Source organism: Paenibacillus sp. OT2-17, from assembly GCF_009827695.1.
Taxonomy (GTDB): Bacteria; Bacillota; Bacilli; order Paenibacillales; family Paenibacillaceae; genus Paenibacillus; species Paenibacillus polymyxa_B.
The window spans coordinates 1-634 of the sequence record NZ_WUDQ01001018.1 but is presented as its reverse complement, the minus strand read 5'-3'; the positions used below and the strand labels follow the sequence as shown (position 1 = coordinate 634).

At 40.7% G+C, this 634-nt stretch carries 2 protein-coding genes; both read right to left on the bottom strand.

Going from position 1 to position 634, the window contains the following annotated elements; all coding sequences use genetic code 11:
- Nucleotides 1-58: 58 nt before the first annotated feature.
- A complete protein-coding gene (locus tag GRP75_RS30615; protein ID WP_319640947.1) occupies nt 59-364 on the bottom strand; it encodes a beta/alpha barrel domain-containing protein in 306 nt (101 codons plus the stop codon).
- A 20-nt stretch (nt 365-384) separates the two neighbouring features.
- Nucleotides 385-634 (bottom strand): oxidoreductase (locus GRP75_RS30610; protein WP_483311137.1); only part of this gene is annotated, 250 nt, incomplete at its 5' end.

Sequence of the window (634 nt, the reverse complement as noted above, 5' to 3'; positions counted from 1 at the left end):
TTTTGTAGAGTACCTTGATAGAGTACTTTACAGAAGGTCTAAAGGACGTACTTTTTTCTTAATCGACCAATTCAAAATCCTTTATTGTTGCATTCGGTCTTAAAATCTTTTCCTGGTCAAATATAGCTAGCAGTTCATCATTTTTAACTTTGACAGGCCAATTATGATTAGCAAGAGCTCCTTTGCCCAAAGTAATAATATCGGCTGTACAATTTTCGACCATCTGACTTGCTTTAGATGGGTCTTCCAGGTGTCCATTAGCCATCACTGTAATGTTTCCATACTTCTTGGCAAGCTCAGCAAGAGATTGTCTACTACTGTCTGGAAAGGCTGGTTGCCAAGCCTCATATTCCGTGACATGGATATAATCAAGCCCCGACTGTCCTAACTGTTGGAAATCACTTTTGCCTCTTCTTCTTTACCAGCCCACTTATGCTCATAATCATTTACTTTCCCTTGGGAGATTCGAATCCCAACTATAAAGTTTTCTCCTACGGCTTGCCGAACTGCACTCGATACCTCAACCAATAAACGAACACGATTGCTGAGGGAACCTCCGTATTCATCCGTTCCCTGGTTTGTATAGTCCGTAAGAAACTCATCCAGTAAATAACCATTTGCACCGTGAATTTCT